The sequence below is a fragment of the Roseibacillus ishigakijimensis genome (assembly GCF_016595415.1).
GTDB lineage: Bacteria > Verrucomicrobiota > Verrucomicrobiia > Verrucomicrobiales > Akkermansiaceae > Roseibacillus > Roseibacillus ishigakijimensis.
The window spans coordinates 106,899-128,147 of the sequence record NZ_JAENIO010000002.1 but is presented as its reverse complement, the minus strand read 5'-3'; the positions used below and the strand labels follow the sequence as shown (position 1 = coordinate 128,147).

Below are 21,249 nucleotides of genomic sequence, written 5' to 3'. Positions count from 1 at the left end.
CAAGAAGCTACTGGTGCTTACTCGCCAGCGACCCGCCAGAAAAGCTTGTCGGAAGTGAGGGCGGCATCGAAAAAGAACTCGATCTCTCCAGGGTAAGTTGTGCTGTCCTCGGAACCATCGAGAGGAACCTCAATCGGTTCCGAAAAGTCCAGATCGGCCGAGGCCTGGATGACGTAAGTGGTGTAGCCGGCATCGGTCCAGCGCAAGCCCACTTGCTCATTCTCCTTATCAAGTGAAAGCTGGGTGATGACTAATTCCTCCCTGATTGGCTGGATAAAGGCCCGCAGGGATACGTTGTCAATGAGGGCCGAGCTATCCCGGGTGCCACCCGTTAAAAAGCGCAGGACTGGACGCCCCCCAATCCAACCGGAGGTCTCGCTGACCCGGGCAGAGAGGGCAGTGACGCTCTGATAGCCAGTCTCCCCTGTAGGCAGGAAACGGCTGCTCATCACCCGGGAAGCAACCCCGGTGGGATCCGTGGCATCGTAAAGTAATCCGGTGCCGTCAGGGCTGAACACCTCAACCGCCACTTGCAGCTGATCCCCTTCTACGAAGTTCACGCCGGGCTTCCAGTCCACAGTGACCTCGAATTGATCGCCAGGGCGGATAATCCAGTCCGACAGGGTGAAAATGTTAGCCGGATGGGCCCGGTTTCCTTCTCCCTGGAAGCCCGAAATCACACCGTGCACACTGCCGGTGGCCGGGTCGGCATCCGAAACGAGCACTTCGTCTACGGCCTCCGCAAATCGAGGGGTCCAGAAACTGGCTTCGCCAAAGGTCGTGCCAGCGGGATCGTCCTCGAAGCCGCCATTGCGCAGAGACGCCTCGTGAATGCCATTGTTGAGGCCGTCGTCGTAATCGACCAACATGATGCCCTCGGGAGCGAGAATTTGCAGATTGAAGGAAAGAGAACCGACAGGCGCGGAATCGTCGTTGCTCGCCCAAGTGAGCGAGACCTCATTTGTCCGGGTCGCCGTTTCCAAAGAAGCATCCACTGCCAGGGTGAACTCGAGCGCCTCGCCCGGAGCCATGGTCACTGGCAGGCTAGGGCTGAGTAGCGAGAGACTGGGGTCTCCAGGATCGAGGCTTTCAATCGTCAGGTCCTTGGCGAAGCCGACATTCCCAAGGGTGAAGGCAAGCTCCTCACGAGTCCCCGTCAGCAAGTGATGGGAGGCAGGAAGGGGCTCGCTCACCTGGGTCAAGGCAAAGGGGATGGTGGCTCCCGTGCTCACACAAAGTTCGTCGACCCAAAATGAAGTCTGGTTCGCCCCGGGAGAAGCGCCCGCATTGGTCACCGAGGCCGCGACATCGTCATTGGTGGTCAGCACCACCGCCCGGGCCGTCGCCGCTATCGGGTTCAGTCCATGGTAAAGATTCAAGTCTTCCACCGTGGCAGCCACCGTGGTGTCATTGGCCTGCGAGATACTGAGGTCGTAGCTGGCAGAGGCTGTGCCAAATCCTTCTCCCGCGATCGTCAATTGGTAATAATGAACATTGAGCGGCGGCGAGCCATCTTCATTCAGCCCGGTCGAGGGCTCGATGGTGCCCAAGCCGGGGAGATGGACAAAGCTCTCGCTGACCCCATCATAGAGATAGAACCCCTCCTCGCTGGAGTCCTCGTTCCCTGCAGGAAAGTAGAAAAGATCGATGATGGCCGAGGCATTCTTGCTGTCGTTGACCGCGCCATTGACGCCGACCTCATTGCCATAAACCAAGAGGTGGAAACTCCGGTCATTGTAGGCTGCGTCGGGAGCCAGGCCACTGACTTCTTCGATATCACCCACCGCGAAAGTTACGGAGAGATTGAAATCAGGCGAATTTCCAATGGAGAATACCTGCCCCACACTCTCGGCCTCGACATCACTGGCATCACCCACGCCGCGGACGCGAATGCCGCTCGCGCTCGCCAAGCCGCTGGTCGCCTCTCCCCCGCCCCAGGATGAGGTCCCTTCCTCGAAGAAGCAGTTCTCCACAATATAGAAGGGGTCGCCAGTGGTCACGACCGAGGCGCTCAGAGGCAAGGTCAAGTTCAAGCTGTCATCAGCCGTGTCGATGACCAGTTCCCCCTCGTAGTTCTCGTAGCCACCTCCCCCGGTGAGGGCGACTTCGACCTCGAAGGAAGCCCCGGGAGCAATTTCCGTCCCTGCCGCCGGGGCGGAGACGATGGAGTAATGCCCGTCGGCATCATCACTCAGGGATATTCCATCCAACAGGAGACCATTCTCGGCACCATAATTGATGAAACGCATCGTTTTGGACGTGCTATCGGTGGCCTCCAGATGGACCAGCTCGCCAAAAACATAATCCCCCTCCATGACAAAAAGGCTGGGGTCCGGGGCCAGCGTGCCAGTCAACTCGACATTGTCCACCCGGCTGAACCCCGATTCCCCAATGCCGCCGATTTGGAAAAACAGCTCGCGCCCGGCATGAACCGCGCTAGCGAGCGCGCTCCCCTCAAACAGCTCATAGGTAAGGTCGACCGTCTCGCTGGCCCGAAAGGTCCCGATGACCGCCCGTTCTCCGGTGACCGTATTGTCGCTGGTGGTGAAAAGCTGCACCTCAATTTGATCATCCGCTCCCCAAATGTAGGCATCACGCCATTGCAGACTGAAGGCCAACGTTTCCCCGGCCGAGACGATGTGCTTGGTATTTTGACCTCCGATTCGATGGTCCCCCGTGCTGACGAGCAAATTTCGTGTGCCGTTGAAAGCCAGATTCAAGCGGGTGGCGGTGTCTTCCTGGCCCAAGCCGCTGGTGCCAAAGTTTTCCCAGATTGGCGTTTCCGCGTAGGTGCGGCTATCCGTGGTTGACGTATCCTCCTCGAAGTCTCCATTGCGCACCCCTGCCCCAATGATCACGGTTTGCGCCCATGCTGGTACTGAAAAGATCGATAGCCCGGTCGCCAGGGACAAAACCACTTTTTTCTTAAATCCGTTTCTCGCTTTCATTTTCTCTCTTGCGCCAATTCTCGCAGCCGCAACTACCAAAGAGTACTATTGTTAAATATCAATAAAAAAGACACATAATGACGTGTTTTGTCATTTTTGCTTCCATGCTTTTTCTCCATTTGCAGACGCAGCCAATGGAATTCCCCGTCTTGCCACCCAGCTCCTCAAGACGCCGGTGGTCATTTTTTTGCGGTTCCAAATCTTGTCAAAAGACGAGCCACAGCCAAGAGTCTCCGCCGTGAAAACAATTGTTCTCCTCTCGGGCGGGATGGATTCCACCGTCGCGCTCTGGCACACCTTGGCAGCGGGGCACGAGGTGGCGGCCTGCTTGGGAGTGGATTACGGCTCCAAGCACAATGGACGCGAGCTTCCGCTGGCCCGTTGGCAAGCCGGGCAAGCCGGGGTGCCTTTTCAAAGTGCAGACCTGACCTTCATGAACAAGCTCTTCACGAGTAGTTTGCTGAAATCGGGAGAAGAGATACCCGAGGGACATTACGAAGAGGAAAATATGAAAAGCACGGTAGTCCCCTTCCGCAACGGCATCCTCCTGGCAGTGGCCGCTGGTTACGCGGAGAGCGTGGGAGCGCAAGGCTTGGTCATCGCCGCCCACTCGGGCGACCACGCCATCTACCCGGACTGCCGGGAAGACTTTCTCGCCCCCATGGCGCGGGCCATTGCTGCAGGCACTTACGAGGATGTCACGGTCCTGCGCCCCTTCGTCGCCATGCGCAAGGAGGAGATTGCCGCCCGGGGTCACGAACTGGGAGTGGATTTCTCCCAGACTTGGTCTTGCTACAAGGGGGGCCAGATTCACTGCGGCAAATGCGGCACCTGTGTGGAGCGCAAGGAGGCTTTTGCCTTGGCCGGGCTCGCTGATCCGACAGCTTACGAGGGGTGAAGACAACGGGCTTGAGTGGCTGCCCACCCGTCGGGCCCTCGACGAAGCCCGTGCAACTGGGAATAGAGGCCCTGGAAAGGAGCCCCGATGACGCGCAGATAATTGAGGGCCGGGATGCCGGCGAGCACCGTGGCGGGCTGGAACTCGAAGCCGCCCAAGGCCTTGGGGCCGCCCCCGGGGAGGGCCGCATAGTCCGCCAAGAAGGCGTCCACCGCCTCCAGATACTCCCCCAGCCCGGCTCGAACCTACCGCGTCAAAGCCGGGAGCTGGCCTTTCTCACTTGATGCCGAAGAAAAAGTCCAGCAGACGCAGTTGCCTTTCGCGCTGTTCTCCTTCGTTTTTGTCAAAGGGATGGGGCCAGGCTTTCACGTAGAGATGATTGGGTCGTTCCTCCACCTGCAGCCAGTCTGCGGCCAGAACCTCTTCCTTGCTGCACTTGGCATGTTGCCAAAAGGCCTCCCCCAGCCACATGTCGGCGGCGATGCCTTCGATGTATCCTTCGCGCCAAATACCCCAGGCGGGAACGCGGGTTAAGTCAGTACCTGAACCGGCATATTCACTACGACATGCTCCCCTGTAGGAGGAGTTGAAGAGTAGAAGGTTAGACAAACAAAGGTGCTCCAAGGCTGTAGTCATTAGCTTTTCTAAGTGTGAAACCTCTGTATCAGAGGAAAAATTTCTACTCGTTAAGATAAGTCTGCGTCCGAATTCACGTTCCGAAGTGCACTGAATCAATGTGTTTTTCTCTTTTTCTGAATCGCTAAGTGTTAACTGGTCAATCTTGCGGTCTATTGTCAAAGTCCTCTCTATCTCAGAAGAGGAAATTAGAGGATGTCTTAATTCATGTCCGTAACCTAATGTCATAACATACTCTCTCCTGAGTGATTCGATTTTAGCTAGGCCGTTATAAATCCCAAGCCAGACAGACTGTATTTCAACCCCTTTGGGGATTACGCCATTGATTGTTAATTTTATTGCAGTCACTTCCAGTCTATGTAGGTTGATTTAATGGTTGCGATATCAATGATGATTCCTGTCTCGTCGGTAAGAGTGTCTGCTCTTGTTAATAATGATGACAAGTCGGGCATCCCGTTGTCTTCAAACCAATAGATGGAAAACTCCAAACGCTCTCCTTGCCTTTCTACTACAGCAGCAACCGCTTTGTTTAATTCTTCCGTCAAGTTCAACGTGCTATTGGATCCCAATTGCGTCGTCTTCATTTGAGCGTAGGAACCATTTCCTAAATTGAAGTCGACGCCTTCCACTAATTTCTCGTCGACTTCATCGAGCATCGGTTTCCCTTTGTAGCGCCCATGCTTGGCCTCGTAAATTTGCATCAAACTGCCCCGAATCTTCTTCCCAAGATTTACGTCTGGTGAACCATTGAAGCCCAGCCTCCAACTCGAGCGGTCGCTTCCTCGGAGAAAGTGTTCCAGCAAATCGGCCCGTCCTGCGCTCATGTTATCATAGCGCATTGTCCCAATGTTCGAATGAAAGGCCTTCATGACTAAATCAAAGTAATCCGTTGCCGTATCGGCATCGAGAACGAACTGGTCATACCATTTCATGAAATTCTCCCCCACCTCATCGTCGAATCGCGTTCCGAGAATCTGAATCATCTGTCCGAGGCGTTGGTGGAAGAGGGCGCGGGTGGCGGCATTGCGGCTGATATTGGGGCTATCCAGGGACTCGTCGAGCCATTTCTTCGCAATCCGACTCGCGTTTGACCCCGCCCCTTGGCCCGCTTGTTCCGCTCCTTCCTCCAGTGCTTCCAGCACCGGCTTGCGGGCCACGGGGGGCGAGAGCACGGGGTTGGCCCCCGGCGGGAGGGGCACTCCGGCAGGCACGGGACTGCCCAGGGGATGGCGCAGATTGTCGCGCAGGCTCCCCAGCATCTCCACCGCCTCGTCAGCCGTGGCCCGGCCATTGGAGAGATACTTCGTCAGCAGTGGCCCGACCCGCGCCAGATAGCGCTTGGCCGCCGTCAGGGTGGCGGCCCCCACCCGGGCGGCCCCTTTCGAGAAGAACTTTCCGGCTGCCGCCAGGCCCTTGCCCAGAATGGCTTGCTCGATGATGTAGCCGCAGCCATAGCCCAGGGAGTAGTTCAGCGCACTATTGGCTTGAATAAAGGTATTAGCCGGACCCCAGGGCACCTCGGTATAGACCGTGGCCTGACTCTCCTCATAGAGGCGCTCCAAGAGATTATTATACCAAGTCCGCACCGCTGCGGCGGCTTGGCTGGCCATCTGGGCCGTCAGCTCGCCGATTGCTTGCGCGGGGCGCAGGAAGAGCTTTTTCCAGTTGAGGTGCTTCAGCCGCCGGAGCCCGTTCTTGATGTCCGGCATGCCCGCGATGACCGCATCGCTAAAGTTTTCCGAGATTTTCCCCAGCAAGACGGCCAGCATGGCCTGAGAGCGCAGCGAGGTGAGGTTGCGGTAGAGCTCATCCACCTGCAGGAGGGCATCGCCCAGGGCCAGGGCCCCATCCTTCACCAGGAGGACTAGCTCCCAATCATCCTGCAGGCCATCGACGAAGCCCGCGTAGAGCCCGTGCAACTGGGAATAGAGGCCCTGGAAAGGAGCCCCAATGACGCGCAGATAATTGAGGGCCGGGATGCCGGCGAGCACCGTGGCGGGCTGGAACTCGAAGTCGCCCAAGGCCTTGGGGCCGCCCCCGGGGAGGGCCGCATAGTCCGCCAACAAGGCGTCCACCGCCTCCAGATACTCCCCCAGCCCGGCCTCAGCCGTGAGGGTGCGGGTCAGCGTTCCCAGCAGGCCGAGGTCCTCGTGGATGAGCTCCACTTCCACGGCGCCGTAACTATTGGCGAGGAAGTAGAACTCCACCGTATCGGGCTGGCCGGGCCGGGCGCAAAAGACCAGCGGCAGCTCCGGCAGCTGGGCCGTGCCCCCCCCGGCCGCGGCCGCCGCGTGGGCCTGCAAGAACTCCTCAAAGAGGGCCCCATCGCTGGAAAACATGGTGGGACCCTCCGGGGTGAAGAATTGGCCATACTCGCCGAGCACCTCCCCGCCGGGGGCCTTGAAGCGCAGGCCCACCGTCTGCCAGGAAGGGGCCCCGGCCTCGGCGGAGCGCGGCAGCGTCACACTGCCGCCTACCATGCGGTCGGCGGAGATGAGCTCATAGGGCACGAGGGTCTCGCGCACCCGCTCCAGATAGGAGTCATCATTAGGGCCCGCATTGGCGAAGGAGGGCGCGAGGTCGTAGGGGGCGGATTGCGTTTGTCCCTGGGGGATGGTCAGGGTGACCTCCTCGGTGGTCACCACCGGGGCCTGTCCCCCGCTGGCCCGCTCCCGCACCAGCAAGGCGGGGAAGGGCGTCTCTTCGGTTGCCGCTTCCTCCACCCGCACCACGATGCGGCGGTGAGTCAGCTGGGCATGGTAGCAGAGTGGTCCGGGGATGGTGCGGGCCAGCCCCCCGGCGGTCAAGGTCTTGGCCAAGCCCTGATCGGTGACCTGGGAAGGGAACGGTTGTCGCTGGCCCAGCCGCCCTGCCAAAGCGGGATAGGGAATGGGGGCCGTGAGAGTTTCCGCCGTCTCTGCCCGCCAGCCGCTGCGGGTCTCCACCCGCTTGGGGGCATTGGGCTGCTCGGGCCCGTAGTCATCGTAATCATACTGGAGATGACGCGAGATGCTCAGCCACAGGGGGGCTAGATTAAGCCCGTCCTCAATGCCGTCCTCATCGCTATCGGAATCATGCGGATCCGTTCCCGCCAGGTATTCTTCGCTATTGCAGAGGCGGTCGCCATCGGGATTCCCACCCACATCCCCTGGGGAGAGGGGGTTGAAGCCGTAGCCGCTCTCCCAGCCATCGGGGAGGCCGTCGCCATCGCTATCGGCCTGGGCCGGGTCGGTGGGGCCGTGGGCGGGCTGGTTGCCGTCTTGCTCGCTCAGCGAGTCCAGCCCATCGCCATCGTGGTCCAGGTGGGGGGCATCGTGCACGAAGGGGTTGAGGAGCCAGTGGTATTCCCCGCTTTCCAAAATGGCATCGCCATCCTCGTCGCGGTGGCGGAGGGAATGGTGTTCGGTGCGATCGAGGAGGCCATCGCGGTCGATATCGGTGTGGTAGAGGGCGGCGATCTCGCTAGTGCTCAGCAGACGGCGATAGACGCGGAGTCGATCCACGGAGGCGGCCAGATTCTGCCTCGGTCCGTGCTCCCCGCCAGCGAAGGCGGGATTATCAATATGAGAGCGGAGGGTGGAATTGTAGGGGCCAAAGCTCCCGAGATGGAAGGCGGATTGCCCTGGGTCGTCGGAGAAGGTGAAGGGCGGAATATTGGCTGGTGCGACCGCGTAGTGGGGTGGCAATGCCACCCCATCCAGAAAGGCTGCCGCGCCCTCGTCCTCCAGCTGCAGGGTCAGCAAATGCCAGTTCCCATCGGTCAAGGTCTCCTGATCGATTTCCCAGCCCGCCAGGTTTGTGGCGACAGGGCCCGGCTCCCAATTCTCCAGTGCCAGGTAGTAGGACTGGGCCGCGCCCGACCTCTGCAAGTAGGAGCCATTGGCGATGACTGCCAACTGGAGCTTGAATACCCAGGCAAAGCGTGGCGTGCCCACGGTCCCACTGCTGCGGTCCGTCACCGTCATGAGACTATAGACGCGGGGAGGAGCCGAGCCTGCCCCGGTAACCCACTGCCCCTGTGAGGCAGTCTGGGAAGAATGGCGGAAGGGATTGCTTGGGAAGCGGAGCCAGAAGGAGAAAGTATAAGCCTGGTGAGCGCCCAGGAAATCCGACGGGATAGAGAGGGCCGAGCCCGTCTGCCAAGGTCCCCCCTCCAGATGGAGGGCCCGCGAAGGCATGCCCTCAAAGACTTGGGCACCATCGAAGGCGTGGGGTCCAGTGGCCACGGCCACGGGAGCGCCTGTCGTCACCTCCGCGGCGGGGGTCTGGGCACCGGTATGGCTCTCAAAGTCCCAACGCCCCACCAGGCCACTATTGAGAGAGCCATGGTTGGCCCCATCGGGGTCCGCGCGGGCTTCATTGAGCAAGGGATTGTCCTCCTGCGGGTCGCCATCCGACAAGCCATCGCCATCGCTATCAGCATTCAGCCAGTTGGTGCCTTCCGCGATTTCGCGGGCATTGCTCCAGCCGTCATTATCGCTATCCAGATCGCCTGGCTGGAGCTGGCGCAGGCGCCAGAAGCCGCGCGCGTGTGGGCTGGGAGCAGGCCGGGGGGGAGCCTCCCGCGAGCTGTCGGAAAGGGTGGCCACCTCCTGCGCAATCTGGGGGAAGACGGAGCGAAAGTGCTGCACCATGGCGGCATCCGCCGTCGGCAGCGGGCCATTGAAGGGCACCTCCACCCCCGGCCCGGTGCGGTGCAGGAGGAAGGTGTAGTAATAATCGCCGAAACGTTTGGCAAAAATGGGCACCTGCAGCCAATCGGCCTCCTCCACGGGCAAGTCGGCGAAGTGGTGGCGAATCTCGGCCCGCGCGGCATAGCGATCCTCCGGAGCCTGGGGAGGATCGGTGGCCGGGGGCTCCTGCAGCGAGACCCAGCTGGCCACGAGGCCCTGCGGGGAAAGCTCTAGCATGAAGGTCACGTGGGTGGGCGCGGGCTCGGGGGCTGCCGGGGGCACATAGCTGGGCTTGGCCACCGAGAAGAGGGGCCAGCGCACCAGATCTTCATCGGGCTCCAGCCCCCACCAGAAGCCTGCATCCCTCCACTGGTCGGGCTGCAGAGTGGGGCTTTGCTGCAGGATGGTCAGCCCCCCTTCGAGAGAGTGGAAATCGAGAGCATGCACCATCTGGTCCCCCTCCTCCTCGATGACGTGCGTCACCCTCAGCCCCTGCCCCGCGAGGAAGGTCGTGAAGAAAAGGAAAAAAGCAGAAATGAAGGTGACCATTTTCACAAAATACAAGAGTGAGCATCGATAGTGATCGCTCACTGTCAACCTTTTGCTCAACGAGTTGAAGGTGGAGGTCGTCGCCGGGGCTGGATGGTAAAGGGAGGACTTGGAAAAGGAGGATCGGCAAAATCGGCAACAAGCCGTCGCGACCGTGGTCGGGCGGCATCGCCAGCATTTGCAATTGAGCCAAGATAAGCTCGCCGAGCGCTTCGGTCTCTCGCAAACCCGAATCTCCGATCTCGGTCTGTGTCGCAATAGGCCCACCTTGGAGACTCTCTACCGCCTGGCGCGCACCTTCGCGGTCGATATCGTGACACTGGTGCCGGAGATCGAAAGTGCGCGCGAAGCGACAAGCGAGCAGGCCGACCCTCCCGGAAGCGCCGAGTAGGCTCCTGAAATGGCTCCGGGAGCTCAATAAATGGCTCCGGGAGTTCAATAAATGGCTCCGGGAGTTCAATAAATGGTTCCGGGAGCTTAATAAATGGTTCCGGGAGCTTAATAAATGGTTCCGGGAGCTCAATAAATGACTCCGGGAGCTCAATAAATGACTCCGGGAGCTCAATAAATGACTCCGGGAGCTTAATAAATGGTTCCCGGAGCTTAATAAATGGCTCCGGGAATCTGCAGAGGAGCAAAAAAAACGTCTGGAGAGGGGCGATAAGCTCAGAAAATGAGCCTTTTAGGAATATTTTTATTCCTTTGAACAATTTTTCCTGCTAGAGGTCATTGGTCTGCTAATTGGTAGGCGAACCCAACGAAAATGATTATGGCTGATTATATCCCCCAATCCGACCCTGAGTTTCAAGCTTGGCAAAAGACCCTTCTCGCTGCCTTCACGGCAGATCCGGCGAGCTATGGGTTGACGGCGGAGCAGTTGGCGACCTTGAGCGATCTGCAAGCACCATGGGAAGAGGCTTACACGGCGTGGGGCCCGGCCCAAGATGCCGCCCGGGCCGCGACTACGGTGAAATACGAAAAGCGGGAAAACTATGAGAAGCAGATCCGGACCTTGTCCCAGCTGATCTAGGCCAATGGCGAGGTCAGTGATGAGGCGCGCGATCGGGCGGGGCTGCCGGTGCGGAAGTCTTCCCGTAGCAGTGTGCCCGTCCCGACGACGGCGCCCACTCTGGAGCTGGATACGGGGACTTCCTTTCAGCAGACGATCCACTTCCGCGACAAGGGTGCGAAGAGCAAGGCCAAGCCCAAGGGGGTGCGGGGCTGCGAGATCTGGGTGGCGGTGGGGGCCCATCCCCAGGGACCGGGGGATTGCCGCTACGTGGGCACGGATACCCGCACACCGCACATCACGCACTTCGACCCGGCGGATGCGGGGAAGACGGCCTACTACTATGCGCGCTGGGTGAACTCGCGCAATGAGCCCGGTCCCTGGTCAGAGCTGACGGAGGGGACGATTGCGGGGTAAAGATCTGTGCCGGCTCCTCCCCTCTCCGGCCTCGGATGAGGGGGGCGGGCCTCCTGTGGCAGGGTGGAGGCTTTTGAGGGGTTGTTTTGGTTGAGGGGCGGAGGCGCGGAGGCCTCCTGATGCCCGCTGGAAGCGCGCTCCACTGCTTTGGGGTGGACGCTGGAAGGGTGCTCCACTGCTTTGGGGTGCCGGGGGAGGCTGATGGAAAACACCTTTCGCCAACTGAAAAAGTTGCTCTTTCTTCTCCCCTTGCGCAGGTTCTTCCCGATGCCCCGGCGTTTTTTTGTTCATCCCCTTGCTTTGCTCCTTTTTGGTGGGCTGGGTTGGTTTCTTTTTTCTCCCTCAGTCCTGCGCCCGGGGAAGGTGGCGGCTCCCGCGAAGTCCTCCCCTTCCCTCCCCGCCGCGCTTGGGGAGGAAGAAAGGGTCCGGATGGCTCCCGCCCGGCACGCTTCTCCGTCTCTGGCGGGGGCCGGGCGCCTGGTTTTGCCTGCTCCCGACCTTGCCCCCCTTTTGGCTGAAGCCCGGGAACGGGATGCGCGCAAGCTGCCCTTCCGCTTCGCCACCCCCCTGCCGGTGGCAAAACCGGCGCGCGAATTGGCCCCTTGGACGATTGCCGATGGTCTCGCCCGTTGGGAGCTTGCCATCGTGGCGGCGGGGGCCCAGTCCCTCAATCTCGCCTTTGACCGTTTCCACCTTCCTCCCGGGGCCACCCTCGTTTTGCAATCTCCCGGCCAAGCGGGCGCGGTGACCTTCACCTCCCGGGACAATGATGACCATGGCGAGCTGTGGACGCCGCTCTTTCCGGGAGAAGAGGTGCGGCTCACGGCGAGTCTGCCAGCCGCTCTCTTGCCCCAGTTGCAATTGCACCTCGCGGCGGTGAACTATGGATTCCGGAAAATGGCCCCGGGCAAGATGGGGGGTGATCTCTCGGGAGCTTGCAATATCGATGTGGCTTGCGGGGTCGAGGACCTTCCTTTTGGTTCGCTCATCGAGGCCTATCGCCGACAGATCCGGGCGGTGGGGGCCTATACGGTCAGCGGCATCGATACCTGCTCGGGCGCGCTCATCAATAATACGGCGCAGGATGGCAAGCCCTACTTCCTCACTGCCGAGCACTGCGACATTACGGCCAGTAACGATGCCTCGGTGGTGGTTTACTGGAATTTCGAAAACTCGAGCTGCCGGACCCCGGGCTCCGCCGCCAGTGGCGGGGTGGGCGATGGCGATCTCAGTGTTTTCAATTCCGGTTCCATCTTGCGGGCCGAGTTCGCGGGCTCGGATTTTTGCCTCATTGAGCTCGATGATCCGGTGAACCCTGCCTCTGGAGCCTACCTGGCCGGCTGGTCGCGCGAGTCCTCCCCTCCTACCGAGGGAGTGGCCATCCACCATCCGGCGGTGGCCGAGAAGAGGATTTCCTTCGAGTTCGATCCCCTTACCCTCACGGACTATGGCAGCGCTGCCCCTTCGTCCTTTGGCTACTTTTTGCGGGTGGCGGATTGGGACGAAGGCACGACCGAGGGAGGATCCTCGGGCTCCCCGCTTTTCAATGAGTCCGGCTTGATTGTCGGGCAACTCTTTGGGGGCAATGCGTCCTGTGGCAACAATGCCTCGGATTGGTATGGCTTTCTCTCCCGCTCCTGGTCGGGTGGAGGGACAGCTTCGCGGCGCTTGTCGGATTGGCTCAGTCCCGGGGGGTCGGCTCCCCTCACCCTGGCGGGCCGGGAGCTGAGGGCGCAATTGGAAGTCTCTGATCGGGCCCTCACGGAGGGAGACAGCGGCACGACGAGCGCGGCGGTGACGGTGACGCTGGCACAGGCGGTGAGCTTTCCGGTGAGCTTTTCCCTTGTGGTGGCAGGCGGGACGGCCGAGGCGGGGAGTGACTACAGCGACCCGGGACGGCAGGAGGTGACCTTCGCGCCCGGGCAAACCAGTTTTACTTTTTCCCTGCCGCTGCTGGGAGACAGCGAGCCCGAAGAGCACGAGACCATTCTGTTCGCCTTCGAGGACCTTGTGGAGGTCAATGAGCCGGACGGACCGCTCACGGTAATCATCCTCAATGACGACTTCATCCCCCCCGCGATAGCGAGTGGGCAAGTGGCGACGGGTCATGAGGGCACGGCCTTGCGCTACGAGCCCGAGGTCAGCCATACTCCAAATTCCTTTTCCCTGAGCGGGCAGCCGGTTGGGATGACTATCGATGAGTTCACGGGAGTGATCACTTGGGAGGAGCCGCTCTTTGGCGACTATGTGGTGACCCTGACTGCGGGCAATGAGGCTGGAGAAGCCAGCGAAGCTCTGACCTTCGCGATTGGAGATATTCTGGAGAAGGAGGCCTTCGAGGTCCCCCGCGAGATCGTGATGGGGGGCGAGGTCTCGCGCTGGCAATGGCAGGAGGACGACACCTTCGATGGCGAAGACGCGCTGCGCCTCAATGGGGTGGCCGATGGCGAAACGGTCACCCTGAGCCTGGCCATCCCCGGGCCCGACACCCTGACCTACTGGTGGAAGGCCTCCAGCGAGTATTTGCTCGATCGGCTGGTGCTCACCTGCAATGGCGAGGAGGCGGGCGCCATCAGCGGCGAGACGGGATGGCACCCGATCACCGTCGAACTCCCGGAGGCAAGCAACACCGTCCTCATTTCCTACCAGCGGAATAGTCAATACGATGGCGGCGCGGATACGGTGTGGCTCGATTCCTTCAGTCTGCACTCGCAGCGGGAGCCGGTCTTTCGCCAGCCCCACCGGCACTATCTCCCCAATGGCGGGGAGTTTGCCTTTGCCCTCGAGACGCTGCGGGCGGGGAGCCGATTTTCCGCCAAAGACTTGCCTCCCGGGTGGACACTCTCTCCCCAGGGGCTCCTGCAGGGCCAGATGGGGGGGGAGCCCGTCGCGGTCTCCCTCACCGCCACCCGCGAGGGGGCGGAAAGGACGCGTGTCTTCACCTGGGAGCCCTATTATCCCAAGGGCACCCTCTCCCGGGCCCTCGATTTGCCCGAGCTCTCCATTCGGTCGGAAGTCCCCAGTTTTTATCCCCAGACGAGCACTACCGTGGAGGGGACTTCGGCCGCCCGCAGTGGTGGGGTGGATGCGGACGAGGGCACGGCGATGACTGCCACCGTGGTCGGGCCGGGCAGCCTGAGCTTCCAGTGGCGGGTCGCCACGGAAGACACCTTCGATGTGGGCTACGTTTGGCAAAATGGTCGCCAAATCGCCGCCAAATCCGGAGTGCAGCCCTGGGAGACGGTTTCTCTGACCCTGGAGCCGGGGCTCAATGAAATCACCTGGTATTACCTCAAGGATGAGACCAATGACGACAATGCCGACGCCATTTACATCGATGATCTGCGCTTGGAGGGCTACGCGGCCTGGGTCTTTGCGCAAGCAAGGAGCCCCTTCACCACCCCGCCCGGGGACGATAGCGATGGCGATGGTCTGGGGGCCTTGCTCGAATATGCGCTCGGCCTTTCTCCTGCAGAAAGGGACCTCCCCGCGCCCCTGAGCTTCTCCCCCGCGGCCGACGGGTGGCTGCTCTCGGCCTCCCCGAGCATGGAAGCGAGCGGACTCACCCTCTTCTGGGAAAAAACGACCAACCTGGAGGCTGGCTCCTGGGAGACGGTGGGCGAAGTGGCGCTCCCGGCGAGCGGGCCCTTCGAGGTGACAGCGGACTCGGGGGAGCCGCAGGCCTTTTTCCGGCTGCGGGCCGCTGCACCCTGAAAATTGACATTGCCCAAAATTGTGGAATGCTCTTTGCCAAGTGGCCAAACGACTGTCATCGCTCATCTTGCTCTCGCTCCTCACCGTGCTGGTGGGGGCGAAGGAGTTGGCCTTGAGCTACTGTCTCTGCCAAGGGGCGCTGGTGGTGGGTGGCAGTTCCTGTGAGAAGGTTTCGCCCGCCCCGGATTCTCTCTCTCCCTGCTGCGCAAAAGATTCTCCGGCCAAGGAGCCCTGCGATGATTGTCTGGTCCCGGTTGAGCTGGAAGTCGCCGATTATTGGTGGAGCAGTGATTCCGTCGATTGCCTCCCGCCGACCGCAGTGGCCACTACCGAGGCTGCTTTTGGCGGACTGGCTGTGCCCTTGGCTCCGGCACTGGGCCAAATCTACGCCGCGCCCCTCGAGCCCCCGCCGCTAGCGGGAAAGAGCGTTCTTCTCAGGCACTGTCGCCTCCGCCTTTGATTCATTCCGGAAAGGTTTGCTCTCCTCGCGGGAGCTGACCCCGTCTTTTCTGGTCGGTGCTCCCAAGGGGAAAAGCCGACTCTTTCCGTCTCTTTTTTTTCGAATGAATCTTTGGCTTCTCCATGTCACTCAGCTCTCTCACCTCTTCCTCTTCTCCCGTCTCCAGCCCTAAAGGCAGGCGCGGGCTTCCCGCTTGGCTGCTTCCCTGTGCCCTCTTGGCAGGTTTTCTCTTCGTTTTTGCCCTTCTTTTCGGGGAACGTCTTTTGCCCGCCGTCCCAGTGCGCACGGTGCAAGTCGTCACCTTGCGCAGTGCGGCCTCCGCCCCAGCAGCCCTCCCGGCAACGGATCCCGCGCGTTCGCCAGACTCTGCAGCTACTGCTGCAAGCGACCGCTCCCTCCTTTTCCAAGCCTCCGGATGGCTGGAGCCCGACCCCTACATCATCGAAGTGCCCGTTCTTGTGAGCGGGGTCGTCGACGAGGTGCCGGTGCTGGATGGACAGCTGGTGGAGGAAGGCCAGCTCCTCGCCACCCTCGACGATGAAGAAGCCACTCTGGCCTTGGAGAAAGCGGAGCGCCGACTCGCGACCATGCGTTCGCAGATTGCGGCCCACTGCTCCATGGTGCCGGAGGTGAAGGCGCGCATTGCCACTGCGGGGGCCAAAGTCACGGCCGCCGAGGCCCGCCTCGCGGAGCTGCAGGATGTCGCGGAGCGTCTGGCCAATCTGCCCCCGGGGGCGGCCTCGGTATCGGAGGTCACGGCCGCGCGACTGCAGGTCGAACGCCAGCGGGCGGTTCTGGCCGAGGCACAAAGCGAAATTCCCCGTCTGCAGGCTGAACTCGAGACCATCGACTACCAGAGAGTCATGATGGGTCACCAGTTCGGCGAGCTGGAAACAGAGCGCGACTTGGCCCGGCTGGCCCTGGAACGCCACCGCATCACCTCCCCCCTTTCCGGGCGGATTCTCCACCTCCATGTCAAACCGGGCAAAAAGCGGATGCTCGACGGGGAAGATCCCAAATCCGCGGTCGTGGTGGAACTTTATCAACCGGAAAAAATGCAAGCCCGCATCGACGTTCCCCTCAACGAAGCTGCCGCCCTGGCGGTGGGGCAGGAAGTCGAGCTGGTCACCGATCTGTTGCCCGAAGTCACTTTGCTCGGCACCGTCACCCGCATCACCGGCGAGGCCGACATCGCACGCAATACTCTCCAGGCCAAGGTATCGATCTCCAATCCCGACGACCGCCTCCGCCCCGAGATGCTGGTGCGGGCCAAATTCTACCCCCCGGCGCACCCCCCGCAAGCAGCCGCCCCGACTGGGGAGGACGCGCCTTCTGCGCCCCCGACGGGCAGCGGACGGCTCATCCTCCTCGCTGCGGAAGAGGCCCTCTTCGATATTCGCAAGGAGCAAGCACAAGCCTGGGTTGTCTCGCCGGACTCCACCGCCCAGCGCCGCACCCTCACCTTGGGGCCCGAGCGCCGGGAGAATTATCGCGAAGTGCGCGAGGGCCTTCGCTCCGGCGAACAGTTGATTTTGCCCCCTTTTAGCGAACTCGCCCCCGGAGCCCGGGTCGCGGCCACCCCCAGCAATTTTTAAGACAATGACCCCTTTCATCCATATCCGCAATCTTTCGAAGTCCTACCGCAAGGGCAAAGTGAGCATCACGCCCTTGGAAGCTCTCAATCTGGAAGTCTCCAAAGGTGAGTTCCTTGCTCTCATGGGGCCCTCGGGTTCGGGCAAAACGACCCTGCTCAATCTCGTGGCAGGTATCGATTCGCCCACCGGAGGCTCTCTTGAGATTGATGGCCGGGATATCGCCAATCTTTCGCGAGCCCAGCTGGCCAAGTGGCGTTCCCGGCATGTGGGCTACATTTTCCAGCTCTACCATCTCGTGCCCATTCTCTCTGCCTTCGAGAATGTGGAACTACCGCTGCTCTTGAGCAAACTCAGCAAAGCCGAACGGCGGGAGAAAGTGAACTCCGCACTCGAGCTGGTGGGCCTCGCCGAGCGTGCCAACCACCGGCCCACCGAACTCTCCGGCGGCCAGGAGCAGCGGGTGGCCATTGCCCGGGCCATTGTCCACAATCCCGAACTCCTCGTCGCCGACGAGCCCACCGGCGACCTCGACCGGGAGTCCGCCGACTCCATCCTCGCTCTCCTCACCAGCCTTGCAGAAGACCATGGCAAAACCATTGTGATGGTCACCCACGACCCCAAGGCCGCCGCCGCCGCCAAGCGCACCCTTCATCTGGAAAAAGGTCAACTCGTTACCAACCAATTGTCATGAAGCTTCTCTCTCTCGCTCTCAAGAACATCACCCGCCACCGGCTGCGTTCCCTCCTGACCATCCTGGGGGTGGCCGCCGGAATGTTTCTCTATGCGGCGGTGGAAACCATGCAGCATTCCCTGGAAACCTCCACCCAGGCCAGTGCGAACGAGACCACTCTGGTCGTCTATCGCGAAAACCGCTTCTGCCCCTCCACCTCCCGTCTGCCGGAGCACTATGGGCCCGCCATCGAGCGCATCCCGGGCGTCAAGGAAGTGATTCCCATCCAGATCGCGGTCAACAACTGCGGAGCTTCCCTGGATGTGATCACCTTTCGCGGAGTGCCTCCGGAGCGGCTGAAAAGCTACACCGCCGACCTGGAAGTGGTGAGCGGCTCCTTCGCGGATTTTGAAAAACGCAGCGATGGCGCCCTCGTGGGCCAGCACTTCGCGCAGCGGCGCGGGCTCAAGGTCGGGGACAGCTTCGAGGCCGTGGGGGTGAAAGTGGTGGTCAACGGCATTATCCGCTCCGGCTCGCCGCAAGATAACAACGTGGCCTACGTTCATTTGCCCTTCCTGCAACAAGCCTCCCGCGTGGGCTTGGGAGTCGTGACCCAATTCAACGTCAAGGTGGAATCCGCCGACCAGCTGGAGGCAGTGGCCGAGGAAATTGACGAAACATTCCGCTCCGACCAGCAGCCAACCCATACCCGCCCGGAGCAGGCCTTTTTCGCGGAGACCGCCAAGCAAATGATCGAGCTCATCTCATTCACCCGCTGGCTGGGCATTGGGGCGGTGGCTGCGGTGCTGGGCCTTCTCGCCAATGCCGTGCTCCTCGTGGTGCGCGGCCGGGTGAAGGAAACCGCCATCCTGCAGACCCTCGGCTTCAGCCGCCCCGCCATCGGAGCGCTGGTATCGATCGAAGGGATTATCCTCGGACTTACCGGAGGGCTGGCGGGTGTCTTATCTTCGGCCCTTTTCTTCCATTTCAAGAGTTTTACCCTCGGCAATGAGGGCCTCACGCTCGCCCTGCAAGCGTCCCCCGCCGTGCACCTCAAGGGGCTCTTGGTGGCCTTTTTGATGGGATTATTGGCCTCGCTCTTCCCTGGCTGGAAGGCCACCTCCCGCCCTCTCGTCAACTCCCTGAATTCCTGATTCCCAATTCTTCGTATTCCCATGCTTCCCTTCACTTACGCCGTGCGCAATCTCCTCCGCGACCCGGGCCGCTTGCTCCAGACCGTGGGCGGCTCGGCCCTGGTCGTCCTCCTTCTCATTGCCGCCGTGGCCTTCAATAGCGGGATGGACCGGGTGCTGGCCGCCTCGGGCTCACCGCGCAATGTCATCCTGATGGGGAAGGGCTCCGAGGAATCGGTGGAGCGCTCCGAGGTCCCCCTGGCCGCCGAGTCCGCCCTCGCCACTTCCGTGCGCGGCCTTTCCCAACAGCTCGGGCAAGCGGCAGTGGCGGGCGAGATCGTCTACATGGCCCCGGTGACTCTCGAACAAGAGCCCGTGCAGGCTTCCTTCCGGGGCGTTCTCCCGGCCACCCTCCTGGTGCGGCCCGAAGTGCGCCTGCTGGAAGGTCACTTTCCCGGGCCAGGCGAAGTCATCGTCGGCCGCCTCGCCGCCCGGGCCCTCCAGACCAGCGATCAGCGCCTGCAGGTGGGCAAGACCCTGCGCTTTGAAGAAGCCGATTACCGCATCGCGGGCATCTTCGCCGCTCCGGGCACAGTGATGGAGTCCGAAATCTGGATGGATCGCAACGACCTCGCCACCGCCACCCAACGCGACACCCTCTCTGCCGTTCTGGTGCGCACCGGGGAGGCGACGGTGGAAGATTTGGAGGTCTTTGCCCTGCAAAGGAACGACCTCGAGCTCGCCGCCGTGCGGGAGGACCGCTACTACGAGAAGCTGGCCCAGTTCTACGGTCCCATCAAAATCATGACTTGGCTGACCGCTGGTCTGGTGGCGGCAGGGGCGGTTTTCGGCGGACTCAATACCCTTTATGCGGCCTTCGCCTCCCGCATTCGCGAGATGGCCACCTTGCAAGCGATTGGATTCAACCGCAAAGCCCTCCTCGTCTCCCTCTTGCAGGAATCCCTGCTTGCGACTCTGAGCGGCACTTTGCTGGCCTTTCTGGTCGCCGTTTTTCTTCTTGAGGATCGCACTGTTTCTCTCTCGGTGGGCACCTTCCGGCTGCAACTCGATCCTCCGGTAATCTTCATCGGCCTCCTCGCCGGTGTTCTCCTCGGCACCCTGGGGACGCTGCCCCCGGCCTTCCGCACCCTCGCCCCCTCCTTGCCAAAAGCTCTCCGCTCGCAATAATCAATCCATAAACACCTCAATCAACAGCTATGAAAAAGAACACTGCTCTCCTCCTCGCCGGACTGGGAACCCTCGTGGCTCTCTCCTCTTGTCAGGACAAAGAAGAAGCCGCTCAGGCCGCCAAGCCCGCGACGAAAGAAAATCAATTGGAACGCTTTCTCCTCGCCGAAGAGCCGCCTAATGCGCAACCCGTCTCCGCAATTTTCGGAAGCGAACCCGGCGATGAAGTCACCGTCACCGGCAAGATCATGGGAGGCGACCTGGTCCTCACGCCCAACCGTGCCCTTCTCGTCTTGGGCGATGCGGAGAAAATCACCAGTTGCAACCTGATGCCTGATGACCATTGCTCAACCCCTTGGGACGTCTGTTGCGACGACCCGGATGTCATCAAAACCTCCATTGCCACCATCCAAGCGGTGGACGAGAACGGCGCGCCCATCAAAGAAGGCTTCCGCGGTGTGGGCGGCATTCAGGAGCTGACCCACCTCACGGTCACCGGCACCGTCGCCGAAGGTTCCCATGCCGAGAACCTCGTCATCAACGCCCGGGGCATCCATGTGGGAAAAACCGACGAATTCATGACTAAAGTGGACAAACCCTGACGTTTTCTAAAGCGATGAAAGTTACTCACCTTCTTTTGCTGGCCAGTTCCTTGGCTCCCGCCCTCTGGGCCGACCATCATGCCGAGTCGAAAGCGGTCGCCCTTTTCAATGGCAGCGACCTCTCAGGTTGGCATGCCGATGTCCCTGCGGCCGATGAAAACCCTGACATCGACCCGAGCTTCATCGTGCGCGATGGCCTCCTCGTCAGCTTGGGCAAGCCCGGCGGCCATCTCATCACCGACGAAGTTTATCAGGATTACCGCCTCGAACTTGAATACCGCTTTGCCAACAAGCCCGGCAATTGCGGGGTGCTGGTGCATGCCTCCACCCCCCGGGCTCTTTACAAAATGTTCCCTGCCTCCATCGAGGTGCAGATGAATAGTGGCCACGCGGGCGATTTCTGGTGTATTGCCGAGAATATCGAAGTTCCCGACATGAAGGAGCGCCGTCCCCATAAGGAAGGGCAGAACTTCGGAGGTAGTGCCGGCGATGCCCGCCGCATCCTCAACCTCACCGACGATTCCGAGAATCCGGTGGGAGAATGGAACAAGATGGTCATCGAGTGCCAGGATGCGGAACTCAAAGTCTGGGTCAATGACGACCTCGTCAATCACGGTCACAATTGCACGGCCCAAAAAGGACAAATCGCCCTCCAGGCAGAAGGAGTGGAAGTGGAGTTCAAGGGCCTGATCCTCACTCCCTTGAAAAAGTAGCCTGCAAGTTCAAGCAAACTCCCGGCCGTCGCGGAAAGTCACCC

Annotated in this window: 16 protein-coding genes; 12 read left to right on the top strand and 4 right to left on the bottom strand. The window is 61.0% G+C overall.

Annotated elements, in window-relative coordinates:
• Positions 1–17 precede the first annotated feature (17 nt).
• A complete protein-coding gene (locus JIN78_RS01270; RefSeq protein ID WP_200390108.1) occupies positions 18–2,858 on the bottom strand; it encodes a hypothetical protein in 2,841 nt (946 codons plus the stop codon).
• Positions 2,859–3,186: 328 nt separating this feature from the next.
• Between JIN78_RS01270 and queC the strand changes: the two genes are divergently transcribed.
• Positions 3,187–3,846, top strand: a complete 660-nt coding sequence (gene queC / locus JIN78_RS01265) for a 7-cyano-7-deazaguanine synthase QueC (protein ID WP_200390107.1) — start codon at positions 3,187–3,189, stop codon at positions 3,844–3,846.
• Here queC and JIN78_RS01260 read toward each other — a convergent pair.
• The 3 genes from JIN78_RS01260 to JIN78_RS01250 form a co-directional block, all read right to left on the bottom strand.
• Entirely contained in the window at positions 3,834–4,058 is a 225-nt protein-coding gene (locus JIN78_RS01260; protein ID WP_200390106.1) for a hypothetical protein, read from the bottom strand. The two genes, queC and JIN78_RS01260, sit on opposite strands and share 13 nt — an antisense overlap.
• A gap of 64 nt (positions 4,059–4,122) precedes the next feature.
• The gene (locus JIN78_RS01255; protein ID WP_200390105.1) at positions 4,123–4,830 is read right to left on the bottom strand and encodes a hypothetical protein; all 708 of its coding nucleotides are present in this window, start codon (positions 4,828–4,830) and stop codon (positions 4,123–4,125) included.
• Positions 4,827–9,704 (bottom strand): thrombospondin type 3 repeat-containing protein, encoded by a 4,878-nt coding sequence (locus JIN78_RS01250; RefSeq protein WP_200390104.1) that lies wholly within the window; start codon positions 9,702–9,704, stop codon positions 4,827–4,829. The genes JIN78_RS01255 and JIN78_RS01250 overlap by 4 nt, the downstream gene beginning before the upstream one ends.
• A 109-nt stretch (positions 9,705–9,813) precedes the next feature.
• Here JIN78_RS01250 and JIN78_RS01245 point away from each other — a divergent pair, with 109 nt between their 5' ends.
• The 11 genes from JIN78_RS01245 to JIN78_RS01195 all read left to right on the top strand — a co-directional run bounded on the left by JIN78_RS01245 (position 9,814) and on the right by JIN78_RS01195 (position 21,205).
• Positions 9,814–10,095 carry a helix-turn-helix domain-containing protein gene (locus JIN78_RS01245; RefSeq protein ID WP_200390103.1) on the top strand — a complete coding sequence of 94 codons (282 nt, stop codon included), beginning with the start codon at positions 9,814–9,816 and terminating at the stop codon, positions 10,093–10,095.
• Between the two features lie 378 nt (positions 10,096–10,473).
• The gene (locus JIN78_RS01240) at positions 10,474–10,734 is read left to right on the top strand and encodes a hypothetical protein (protein WP_200390102.1); all 261 of its coding nucleotides are present in this window, start codon (positions 10,474–10,476) and stop codon (positions 10,732–10,734) included.
• A 48-nt stretch (positions 10,735–10,782) separates the two neighbouring features.
• Complete coding sequence (locus tag JIN78_RS01235) at positions 10,783–11,130, top strand: hypothetical protein (RefSeq protein ID WP_200390101.1); 348 nt, start codon at positions 10,783–10,785, stop codon at positions 11,128–11,130.
• A 429-nt stretch (positions 11,131–11,559) separates the two neighbouring features.
• Positions 11,560–14,844, top strand: coding sequence for a Calx-beta domain-containing protein (locus tag JIN78_RS01230; protein ID WP_200390100.1), 3,285 nt, complete (start codon positions 11,560–11,562; stop codon positions 14,842–14,844).
• A gap of 40 nt (positions 14,845–14,884) precedes the next feature.
• A complete protein-coding gene (locus JIN78_RS01225) occupies positions 14,885–15,304 on the top strand; it encodes a hypothetical protein (protein WP_200390099.1) in 420 nt (139 codons plus the stop codon).
• A 215-nt stretch (positions 15,305–15,519) separates the two neighbouring features.
• Positions 15,520–16,899 carry an efflux RND transporter periplasmic adaptor subunit gene (locus JIN78_RS01220; protein WP_200390098.1) on the top strand — a complete coding sequence of 460 codons (1,380 nt, stop codon included), beginning with the start codon at positions 15,520–15,522 and terminating at the stop codon, positions 16,897–16,899.
• 4 nt (positions 16,900–16,903) lie between these two features.
• The gene (locus JIN78_RS01215) at positions 16,904–17,590 is read left to right on the top strand and encodes an ABC transporter ATP-binding protein (protein ID WP_200390097.1); all 687 of its coding nucleotides are present in this window, start codon (positions 16,904–16,906) and stop codon (positions 17,588–17,590) included.
• Entirely contained in the window at positions 17,587–18,723 is a 1,137-nt protein-coding gene (locus tag JIN78_RS01210) for an ABC transporter permease (RefSeq protein WP_200390096.1), read from the top strand. Before JIN78_RS01215 ends, JIN78_RS01210 begins: the two co-directional genes overlap by 4 nt.
• A gap of 21 nt (positions 18,724–18,744) precedes the next feature.
• Positions 18,745–19,890 (top strand): ABC transporter permease, encoded by a 1,146-nt coding sequence (locus JIN78_RS01205; protein ID WP_200390095.1) that lies wholly within the window; start codon positions 18,745–18,747, stop codon positions 19,888–19,890.
• Positions 19,891–19,919: 29 nt separating this feature from the next.
• Positions 19,920–20,492 carry a hypothetical protein gene (locus tag JIN78_RS01200; protein WP_200390094.1) on the top strand — a complete coding sequence of 191 codons (573 nt, stop codon included), beginning with the start codon at positions 19,920–19,922 and terminating at the stop codon, positions 20,490–20,492.
• Positions 20,493–20,506: 14 nt separating this feature from the next.
• Positions 20,507–21,205, top strand: a complete 699-nt coding sequence (locus tag JIN78_RS01195) for a 3-keto-disaccharide hydrolase (protein WP_200390093.1) — start codon at positions 20,507–20,509, stop codon at positions 21,203–21,205.
• Positions 21,206–21,249: the final 44 nt, after the last annotated feature.